The 11,686-nt window shown below is 42.0% G+C and carries 1 protein-coding gene, 1 tRNA gene and 5 rRNA genes (1 of these 7 cut by a window edge); all 7 read right to left on the bottom strand.

The features are described from left to right. Positions 1-596: 596 nt before the first annotated feature. Complete coding sequence (locus tag LL038_RS18905; protein WP_216128108.1) at positions 597-4,370, bottom strand: fibronectin type III domain-containing protein; 3,774 nt, start codon at positions 4,368-4,370, stop codon at positions 597-599. Positions 4,371-4,560: 190 nt separating this feature from the next. Then, positions 4,561-4,677 (bottom strand): 5S ribosomal RNA (rrf, locus tag LL038_RS18910). A gap of 58 nt (positions 4,678-4,735) precedes the next feature. Then, positions 4,736-7,674, bottom strand: a 23S ribosomal RNA gene (locus LL038_RS18915). A gap of 320 nt (positions 7,675-7,994) precedes the next feature. Next, positions 7,995-9,508 (bottom strand): 16S ribosomal RNA (locus tag LL038_RS18920). Positions 9,509-9,851: 343 nt separating this feature from the next. Continuing rightward, positions 9,852-9,928, bottom strand: a tRNA-Ile gene (locus LL038_RS18925). 6 nt (positions 9,929-9,934) lie between these two features. Further along, positions 9,935-10,051 (bottom strand): 5S ribosomal RNA (rrf, locus tag LL038_RS18930). Positions 10,052-10,124: 73 nt separating this feature from the next. Next, positions 10,125-11,686: ribosomal RNA gene (locus LL038_RS18935) — 23S ribosomal RNA — on the bottom strand; it runs 1,377 nt beyond the window's last position. The 16S, 23S and 5S rRNA genes sit together here with 1 tRNA gene alongside, the layout of an rRNA operon.

The raw sequence follows: 11,686 nt of genomic DNA on the forward strand, positions 1-11,686 counted from the left end.
GCGCCAACTGTTAAGTTGGTTAGCAAGCTCATTACATACTTTTTAGTCTTACAACTAAATATTACTTTTACTAAAGTAATTGACTGGTTAAAATAAAATATTATTTCATTTCTTTACCTATTTCTCTGTTTAATTTTCAAAGACCAATGTGCCACTCCTATGTGACTACAAGAAGTATTCTATCATATCCATAGAGACACATTTTTATAAAATAGGTGTTCTAGTTATATTATCTTCATATTTCTACATATATATCTATATAATTCAATATTACTCATTACGATACGCAAGGATAAGTATTCTTATAACTAAATATAATGGTAAAATTTTTTTTCTAGCAATCATTATGGATTACCTATTCCTATAAATTTAATAATGTCATAGACATCGTTCATGGAATTATTCCTCCATTAAAATAAAAATAGTCCACAGAATTATTACTGTGAGCTATTTTTATTTGCTTTTATTCTATACTTTTTCTTGAAATTACAATTCCTATAACCACTATTAACCTAGACTAGCAATGAATACACTAATTCTCTTAGAATCTCTAGTTTTAAAACTAGATGTAATTTCTTTATCTACATTAACAGTTCCTACATCCACAATAGGTTTATCATCTTTAATAGGTTTATCATCTTTAATAGAGTCTCGTTTTTAATAGATTCTTCCTCGCCAATTGTTCCGTCGTTTGAAATTGGATTAGTTATATTTGAAATATCTGATAGGTATGCTCCACTTTTTATTGTTGAATTTACAATCAATGACATATAATCACCTACAACTATTGTACCATCTCCATTTCTGCTATAACTATCTGGTTGTACCACACTTTTAAAGTCTGATTTTAAAAGTACTTTACCACTCTTATTTAGAGATTTTACCCCATTGTAGAAATAATTATCATCACTCTCAAGCGATGCAGGTATAAGGTCTGCTGCACCTTCCTTTGTTCTAAATGATATATTATTTTTTGATACAAATTGTTGAACCGCATTAGTGTAGGATGCAAAGCTAAAATTAGCCCCTTTGTTATCTACAGATGTTGTATTTTGAACTATCATGGCAGGGTTACTATTGCTTGTAACACCATCAGCATTATTATTAAAGGATAAACTGTTTCTAAGAAGATGTTTAACAGCTATTCCTTCTCCACCCATTTTAAATCCATTACCATCACCTTTAGTTTTTCTACCATTTGTAAGTGTACCATTACCATAGGCAATACAATTTTCTATAACTACAGCCCCGATAGCACCTGTTTCAAGTTTTGAATATAAGTCCCATCCATCATCGCAGTTGTTATGTGAAATACATCCCCTGAAGACATTTCCTTCGCCAGAAGTTAATTTAGCAGCGAACCCATCTGCGTTGTTTTCTGAAACATCAACATTGTCATAAGATGTACAATTTAATACTAGGTTATTTGCTGGCCATTTATCTTTACTTTCAGTAGAAGATCCACTAATTTGAAGTCCAGATTCTTTAGTATTATATACATTTACTAATTCTACAATATTGTTACTACCAGAAATACCCATACCTTTTAAGTTTGATTTAGTTATGTCAATACCATATATTTTCCAGCCACTACCTGCAAGACTTAGTCCATCTGACTTGAAACCAAAATCAAAAATAGGTTTTTCATTTGGATATGCAGATAGAATTTTGGGATTATTACTTTTACTATCATTACCTCTTTCTATAATTATTGGACTCTTTAAATTATATACACCACCACGGACATATATTGTTTGTCCTTCACTAATAAATTTAACAGCAGAATATATATCCGTTGGTTCAGTTTCTGTACCGGCTGAATTTGGAGAACCAGTTTGAGAAACATAAATAGCCCCTGAGAGAGTTCCATATTGTTTTAGTGTTACGATATGTTTTATTGAAATAGGATCATGATTTGTAACATTTTCAGTTGCATCAGGAGTTAATGTTATATCAAAGTTGTTAGCTCCCTTTATAAGAGTTGTACTCTTTTCTAATAAGTCATTAGCGATAATTGGCCCTTTATATATTTCTACTCCCTCTTGTTTAACTTCTACGTTACCTTTAACATTTGCTAAAAGACCAAGTTTATAACTTGAGGTAGATGCTGCTGTTAGTGAGACTGCATTTATTGCAGCATCTGCAACTTTTTGTGGTTCTTCTACCCCTACAGGATCTGTACCAACATCTGAAGTTTTCATACTTATATTAGAGCTCGTTATTGAAGCAACCCGTGCAGCAAAGAAACCAACATATATTTTACCCGAATTTAACACTTCCATTTGTTTTGGTTTATAATATATCTTCTCTACGCCATTATTCACAGATACTTGATAACCTGTATTGGTTTTCTTAAGTGTCATCTTATATGTTGATGTTCCATCGTTTAATGGACGCTCTCCAAATTTAAAGACATCATCCATTGTTGCTCCAGTACCAGATTTATCATTAACATTATTTCTAAACACTGATTGAACTAATCCTCTATATCCACCAACTAATACCATATTTGATGAAAATACTGTGGGGTCTAAACTCTTCCCTATATCATCTCTTGCCATTATTCCAAATCCTTCTTGATTATCTGGGGTTCCTTTAGCAAAATAGTTTACTTTAATATCAGCGGAAAGTTCAAAGTTTTTAGATGGGTCAACTTCAGTATAGTAATAGGCTATTCCATCATGAGAACCGGTAACCTTCCCACCAGTGGTGCTTCCTTCTTTATTTCCTGCCGTAACTGTCACAGCGCCCTTTACACTATCTACATCTATAGTATTATATAAGCTAGAAATAGATTGTCCAAATATTATAGATTTCCATTCAGCAGTTTCACCTACTACTTCCTTTGATTTCGCAGACACAGTAGTTGCTGAATTTTGGTCATCTTTAATAGCCGTTAATTTAAAATTATAGACTCCTCCTATTTGAAGATTATTAACTGTGTATGCCAATTCTTTAGTAGAATCTATCGCTGTAGTCCACTGACTATCTGACTCTTTCTTATATTTGAGATTATATTCTTGTGCTTCTTTTACCTGATCCCATTTAACTTTAATAGAACCTGTAGCGGTAGCACTTGCACTAACCACCGGACTTGTAAGTGGTAACTTAAAAGTAATATTTTTTGTATTTGATAGTTTCACATCCTCCTGTGCAGTTCTTAAAGCTTTAGCGGTAAATGTATATGTCCCACTTTCTTTAGGACTAAAAGTAACTTCACCATCCGATGCCCCTAAAACTGTATCTGCTTCTACAACGGATTTTGTATCTACTATAATATTATCCTTTCTCATTTCAACATCTAGTTTTAAAGCGCCCAAAGCACCCATTACATTATTATAACTAACCTTTACTTCTTTACCATCTTCTGATAAAACCACACCACTAATTAATGGACTAGCTATTGATGACCATCTAAACCCTGGAACTGCAATCACCAACGCAGAAGTCAACCCATTTGATTCTCCACCACTCGCCTTTACTCTAAATTCATAAGGCTTCATTGCAGTGAGATTAGTTACAGTATGACTTTTGCCCGTTATGTTATCAGGACCTGTTGTCCAACTTGATGTACCCATTTCTCTATATTGAACAATGTAGTTTTGTGCTCCTTGTGTTTCTGTCCAATTAATATCAACATTATCGCCCTTAGCTTTAGCAGTTAAGATTGGTCTTGGTAATGATTTTTTTGATAAATCATAGACAACGTTTTCATTTTGTTTGATAATAAACTTATCCACTTCTGCATTAGCACCACAGATAACAAAACCTAAATACATTGGTCCATTAGTTGTTTCATGCAGATCTGCAAGTTCTTGTACCTCTCCATTTATAGTAGACGTATAAGTGTTATTTATTCTCTGAATTTTTAATAATACACTAGTTCCTATTTCTGATGTTTTAGAAGTGTTAGGACCACCTGCACCATATCCAGTAGTTTTTTTGTAATAACTTCTAGAACCATTATCCCCTCTGGCTACTGAAGTTACCATTGCGTCCCCCTCTTGTGTCCCAGAGAATGCACCTACACCTACTATTCCACCAGTACCATTTATAGTACGACTTGTCACCTTTAATGTTGCCTCAACAGAGAAATCTCCTGAGATTTTATTAGGTGTTAGTAAGAAACTACTATTTTTCGTTCCTTTACTTGAAAATCCTCCAATAGTTGAATCATTTGTTATAATCATTTTATTATTAGAATCTTTTAATGCTGAAAATTTAACAATAGGAACCTGGTTAACGTTTTCAAGATCTAAAATTGCTTCTCCCCCTGTAGTCGCAACCTTCGTAACTCCTTTTACGTTAAAAGGTAATAATGTGAATATCATCATTGTTGCGATAAAAATTGATAAATTGCGGTTTCTCATTCTAAAATGTCTTATAATTTTCCCCCTTTGGTTTTATATTACTTATTATACATCATTAACCATTTAAGTTCAAATAATAAATTTTTTCAATAATCTAGTTGATACTATTTATTTAAATCAGATTATATAATTAACATACTTTTTTATTTAACGCAAAAAAAACACTAAGTTATACTTAGTGTTTTTTTTAACCTGGCGACAACCTACTCTTCCACAAGGTCACCCCTGCAGTACCATCGGCGCATTGAAGCTTAACCTTCGTGTTCGGTATGGGAACGGGTGTTACCTTCAGGCCATAATCACCAGATGAGAATATAAATATTCTCTGAAAATTGCACAGTGTTTTCGCATTTTATTATTATATCTTGGTCAAGCCCTCGACTTATTAGTATTAGTCAGCTGAACATGTTACCATGCTTACACCTCTAACCTATCAACCTGGTGGTCTTCCAGGAGTCTTACTTACATCGCACTTACGTGCGAGTAATGGGAAATCTCATCTTAGGGTGGGCTTCACGCTTAGATGCTTTCAGCGTTTATCCCTTCCAAACATAGCTACCCAGCGATGCCACTGGCGTGACAACTGGTGCACCAGAGGTTTGTCCATCCCGGTCCTCTCGTACTAAGGACAGCTCCCTTCAAATTTCCTACGCCCGCGACGGATAGGGACCGAACTGTCTCACGACGTTCTGAACCCAGCTCGCGTGCCGCTTTAATGGGCGAACAGCCCAACCCTTGGGACCTACTTCAGCCCCAGGATGCGACGAGCCGACATCGAGGTGCCAAACCTCCCCGTCGATGTGGACTCTTGGGGGAGATCAGCCTGTTATCCCCGAGGTAGCTTTTATCCGTTGAGCGATGGCCCTCCCACGAGGTACCACCGGATCACTAAGCCCGACTTTCGTCCCTGCTCCACTTGTAAGTGTCGCAGTCAGGCTCCCTTCTGCCTTTGCACTCTTCGCGCGATTTCCAACCGCGCTGAGGGAACCTTTGGGCGCCTCCGTTACTCTTTCGGAGGCGACCGCCCCAGTCAAACTGCCCACCTAACAATGTCCTGTGACCAGATTCATGGCCTCCAGTTAGAACCTCAGTACTGTCAGGGTGGTATCCCAAGGATGACTCCACACAGGCTGACGCCCATGTATCGTAGTCTCCCACCTATCCTGTACAGACAATACCGAAATTCAATGCTAAGCTACAGTAAAGCTCTACGGGGTCTTTCCGTCCAATCGCGGGTATCCAGCATCTTCACTGGAACTACAATTTCGCCGGATGTACTGTTGAGACAGTGCCCAAATCATTACGCCATTCGTGCGGGTCGGAACTTACCCGACAAGGAATTTCGCTACCTTAGGACCGTTATAGTTACGGCCGCCGTTTACTGGGGCTTAAGTTCATAGCCTCGCCAAGAGCAAGCTCTCAGCTAACTAATCCCCTTAACCTTCCAGCACCGGGCAGGCGTCAGCCCCTATACATCAGCTTTCGCTTTAGCAGAGACCTGTGTTTTTGCTAAACAGTTGCTTGGGCCTATTCTCTGCGACCTACTTACGTAGGCACCCCTTCTCCCGAAGTTACGGGGTCAATTTGCCGAGTTCCTTAACAGTAATTCTTCCGATGGTCTTAGGATTCTCTCCTCACCTACCTGTGTCGGTTTGCGGTACGGGCACCAATATCCTCGATAGAGACTTTTCTTGGCAGCGTGGAATCAGATACTTCAGCAATAAATTGCCTTCCCCATTACATCTCAGCGTTAAGAGCAAACGGATTTGCCTGCTTGCTCCGCCTAAATGCTTAGACACACATCCAATAGTGTGCACATCTTATCCTCCTGCGTCATCCCATTTCTAATAACGTCCATTGGTGGTATCGGAATATCAACCGATTGTCCATCACCTACGCCTTTCGGCCTCGGCTTAGGTCCCGACTAACCCTGAGAGGACGAGCCTTCCTCAGGAAACCTTAGGTTTTCGACCGTTAAGATTCTCACTTAACTCTCGCTACTCATGCCAACATTCTCACTTCTGTACCGTCCACCACTCCTTACGGTATGACTTCAGCCAGTACAGAAAGCTCCTCTACCGCTTACACAATTGTGTAAACCCATAGCTTCGGTGGTAAGTTTTAGCCCCGGACATCTTCGGCGCAGGATCTCTTGACTAGTGAGCTATTACGCACTCTTTGAATGAGTGGCTGCTTCTGAGCCAACATCCTAGTTGTCTTAGAAATCCCACATCCTTTTCCACTTAACTTACACTTTGGGACCTTAGCTGATGGTCTGGGCTGTTTCCCTTTTGACTACGGATCTTATCATTCGCAGTCTGACTGCCGAAATAAAAGTATATGGCATTCGGAGTTTGATAGGGTTCAGTAACTGTTGTCAGCCCCTAGCCCATTCAGTGCTCTACCTCCATTACTCAATTAATCGACGCTAGCCCTAAAGCTATTTCGAGGAGAACCAGCTATCTCCGAGTTCGATTGGAATTTCTCCGCTATCCACAGCTCATCCCATGGTTTTTCAACACCAACGTGGTTCGGACCTCCACGGAATTTTACTTCCGCTTCATCCTGGCCATGGATAGGTCACCCGGTTTCGGGTCTACGACATGCAACTAGAACGCCCTATTCAGACTCGGTTTCCCTTCGGCTCCGTACCTTAAGTACTTAACCTTGCTACATATCGTAACTCGTTGGCTCGTTCTACAAAAAGCACGCCGTCACACATAAAAAGTGCTTCGACCGGTTGTAGGCACACGGTTTCAGGTTCTATTTCACTCCCCTTCCGGGGTTCTTTTCACCTTTCCCTCACGGTACTTCTTCACTATCGGTCACTAGGTAGTATTTAGCCTTGGGAGGTGGTCCTCCCAGCTTCCCACAAGGTTTCACGTGTCTCGTGGTACTCTGGATTAGATCTGACTGTTCTTCCTTTTCATTTACAGGCCTATTACCTTCTGCGGAGCAGCTTTCCAGCTATCTTCAATTAAAGAATTGCAGTATTTATGATCTATCCTCAACCCCTAAGTCAAAGACTTAGGTTTGGGCTCTTTCCCTTTCGCTCGCCGCTACTTAGGAAATCGATATTTCTTTCTCTTCCTCCGGGTACTTAGATGTTTCAGTTCCCCGGGTGTACCTCTGCATACCTATTTATTCAGTATGCAGTACATAGTTGTTACTATGTGGGTTCCCCCATTCGGAAATCTTTGGATCACAGGCTATTTGCGCCTACCCAAAGCTTATCGCAGCTTAACGCGTCCTTCTTCGGCTCCTAGTGCCAAGGCATTCGCCATGCGCCCTTTGTAGCTTGACCTTTGATTCTGTCTATTTACATAGACGGTTTTGTTACTTAATATTAATTTTGCGAAATCATAATAAATTAACCTATAACCACTTACTCGTATTTTACAATACGCAAGGTGGATCTAAATCTTTTTAAAATAACTTTATACACTGTGCAATTTTCAAAGAACATTTTAAGAAAAACTATTAATTAATTAACTTCTAAAAGTTAATATAATTAGTCTCTCAAAATTAAACAGAGAAATAGGAACGAGTAATTACAATAGATATTTTGAAGAATAATTAAATTCTTCTATTGCATCGACCGAAGTCAATACATCTACTCCCTAGAAAGGAGGTGATCCAGCCGCAGGTTCTCCTACGGCTACCTTGTTACGACTTCACCCCAATCATCGATCCCACCTTCGGCCGCTGGCTCCTTACGGTTACCTCACGGACTTCGGGTGTTACCAACTCTCATGGTGTGACGGGCGGTGTGTACAAGGCCCGGGAACGTATTCACCGCGACATGCTGATTCGCGATTACTAGCAACTCCGGCTTCATGTAGGCGAGTTGCAGCCTACAATCCGAACTGGGATGAGTTTTTGAGTTTGGCTCCACCTTGCGGTCTTGCATCTCTTTGTACTCACCATTGTAGCACGTGTGTAGCCCTAGACATAAGGGGCATGATGATTTGACGTCATCCCCACCTTCCTCCCGGTTAACCCGGGCAGTCTCACTAGAGTGCTCAACTTAATGGTAGCAACTAATGATAAGGGTTGCGCTCGTTGCGGGACTTAACCCAACATCTCACGACACGAGCTGACGACAACCATGCACCACCTGTCACCTTGTCCCGAAGGACTTCACTCATCTCTGAGTTATGCAAGGGATGTCAAGTCTAGGTAAGGTTCTTCGCGTTGCTTCGAATTAAACCACATGCTCCGCTGCTTGTGCGGGCCCCCGTCAATTCCTTTGAGTTTTAATCTTGCGATCGTACTCCCCAGGCGGAATACTTAATGTGTTAACGGCGGCACCGAGGTTCGACCCCCGACACCTAGTATTCATCGTTTACGGCGTGGACTACCAGGGTATCTAATCCTGTTTGCTCCCCACGCTTTCATGCCTCAGCGTCAGTTACAGTCCAGTAAGTCGCCTTCGCCACTGGTGTTCTTCCTAATCTCTACGCATTTCACCGCTACACTAGGAATTCCACTTACCTCTCCTGCACTCTAGACACCCAGTTTCAAATGCAGCACCCAAGTTAAGCTCGGGTATTTCACATCTGACTTAAATGTCCGCCTACGCATCCTTTACGCCCAGTAAATCCGGACAACGCTTGCCACCTACGTATTACCGCGGCTGCTGGCACGTAGTTAGCCGTGGCTTCCTCCTCTGGTACCGTCATTATCGTCCCAGAAGACAGAACTTTACAACCCGAAGGCCTTCATCATTCACGCGGCGTTGCTGCGTCAGGGTTTCCCCCATTGCGCAATATTCCCCACTGCTGCCTCCCGTAGGAGTCTGGACCGTGTCTCAGTTCCAATGTGGCCGATCACCCTCTCAGGTCGGCTACGCATCGTTGCCTTGGTGGGCCTTTACCTCACCAACTAGCTAATGCGCCGCGGGTCCATCTCAAAGTGAAATTCCGAAAAATTCCTTTGATGTTAAGATCATGCGATCAAAACATATTATGCGGTATTAATCTCCCTTTCGGGAGGCTATTCCCCTCTTTGAGGCAGGTTACCCACGTGTTACTCACCCGTCCGCCGCTAATTGATCCCGAAGGATCGCATCGCTCGACTTGCATGTGTTAGGCACGCCGCCAGCGTTCGTCCTGAGCCAGGATCAAACTCTCAATTTAAAAGTTTACACTTTTTTAGTTGAAATAATTAATCTGCGCCAACTGTTAAGTTGGTTAGCAAGCTCATTACATACTTTTTAGTCTTACGACTAAAATATTACTTTTACTAAAGTAATTGACTGGTTAAAATAAAATGTTATTTCATTTCTTTACCTATTTCTCTGTTTAATTTTCAAAGACCAATTTGCTTTGTCATCATGTGACGACTTCTACTATAATACTAGACATTTCTTATTTTGTCAACTACTTTTAAAAAGTATTTCAATATATTTTTTAAATATTGAGACGTTAACTTTTCAATATATTATAAGATAAAAATAACAGTTCCAATTGAACTGTTATTTGGTGGACCTTCAGGGACTCGAACCCCAGACCGACCGGTTATGAGCCGGTAGCTCTAACCAACTGAGCTAAAGATCCATGGTTACCTGGCGACAACCTACTCTTCCACAAGGTCACCCCTGCAGTACCATCGGCGCATTGAAGCTTAACCTTCGTGTTCGGTATGGAAACGGGTGTTACCTTCATGCCATAATCACCAGATGAGAATATAAATATTCTCTGAAAATTGCACAGTATTATCGCAATATTAATATTAATTGTTACTTATGTTATCTTGGTCAAGCCCTCGACTTATTAGTATTAGTCAGCTGAACATGTTACCATGCTTACACCTCTAACCTATCAACCTGGTGGTCTTCCAGGAGTCTTACTTACATCGCACTTACGTGCGAGTAATGGGAAATCTCATCTTAGGGTGGGCTTCACGCTTAGATGCTTTCAGCGTTTATCCCTTCCAAACATAGCTACCCAGCGATGCCACTGGCGTGACAACTGGTGCACCAGAGGTTTGTCCATCCCGGTCCTCTCGTACTAAGGACAGCTCCCTTCAAATTTCCTACGCCCGCGACGGATAGGGACCGAACTGTCTCACGACGTTCTGAACCCAGCTCGCGTGCCGCTTTAATGGGCGAACAGCCCAACCCTTGGGACCTACTTCAGCCCCAGGATGCGACGAGCCGACATCGAGGTGCCAAACCTCCCCGTCGATGTGGACTCTTGGGGGAGATCAGCCTGTTATCCCCGAGGTAGCTTTTATCCGTTGAGCGATGGCCCTCCCACGAGGTACCACCGGATCACTAAGCCCGACTTTCGTCCCTGCTCCACTTGTAAGTGTCGCAGTCAGGCTCCCTTCTGCCTTTGCACTCTTCGCGCGATTTCCAACCGCGCTGAGGGAACCTTTGGGCGCCTCCGTTACTCTTTCGGAGGCGACCGCCCCAGTCAAACTGCCCACCTAACAATGTCCTGTGACCAGATTCATGGCCTCCAGTTAGAACCTCAGTACTGTCAGGGTGGTATCCCAAGGATGACTCCACACAGGCTGACGCCCATGTATCGTAGTCTCCCACCTATCCTGTACAGACAATACCGAAATTCAATGCTAAGCTACAGTAAAGCTCTACGGGGTCTTTCCGTCCAATCGCGGGTATCCAGCATCTTCACTGGAACTACAATTTCGCCGGATGTACTGTTGAGACAGTGCCCAAATCATTACGCCATTCGTGCGGGTCGGAACTTACCCGACAAGGAATTTCGCTACCTTAGGACCGTTATAGTTACGGCCGCCGTTTACTGGGGCTTAAGTTCATAGCCTCGCCAAGAGCAAGCTCTCAGCTAACTAATCCCCTTAACCTTCCAGCACCGGGCAGGCGTCAGCCCCTATACATCAGCTTTCGCTTTAGCAGAGACCTGTGTTTTTGCTAAACAGTTGCTTGGGCCTATTCTCTGCGACCTACTTACGTAGGCACCCCTTCTCCCGAAGTTACGGGGTCAATTTGCCGAGTTCCTTAACAGTAATTCTTCCGATGGTCTTAGGATTCTCTCCTCACCTACCTGTGTCGGTTTGCGGTACGGGCACCAATATCCTCGATAGAGACTTTTCTTGGCAGCGTGGAATCAGATACTTCAGCAATAAATTGCCTTCCCCATTACATCTCAGCGTTAAGAGCAAACGGATTTGCCTGCTTGCTCCGCCTAAATGCTTAGACACACATCCAATAGTGTGCACATCTTATCCTCCTGCGTCATCCCATTTCTAATAACGTCCATTGGTGGTATCGGAATATCAACCGATTGTCCATCACCTACGCCTTTCGGCCTCGGCTTAGGTCCCGACTA

The organism is Clostridium estertheticum (assembly GCF_026650985.1).
Lineage (GTDB): Bacteria > Bacillota > Clostridia > Clostridiales > Clostridiaceae > Clostridium_AD > Clostridium_AD estertheticum_C.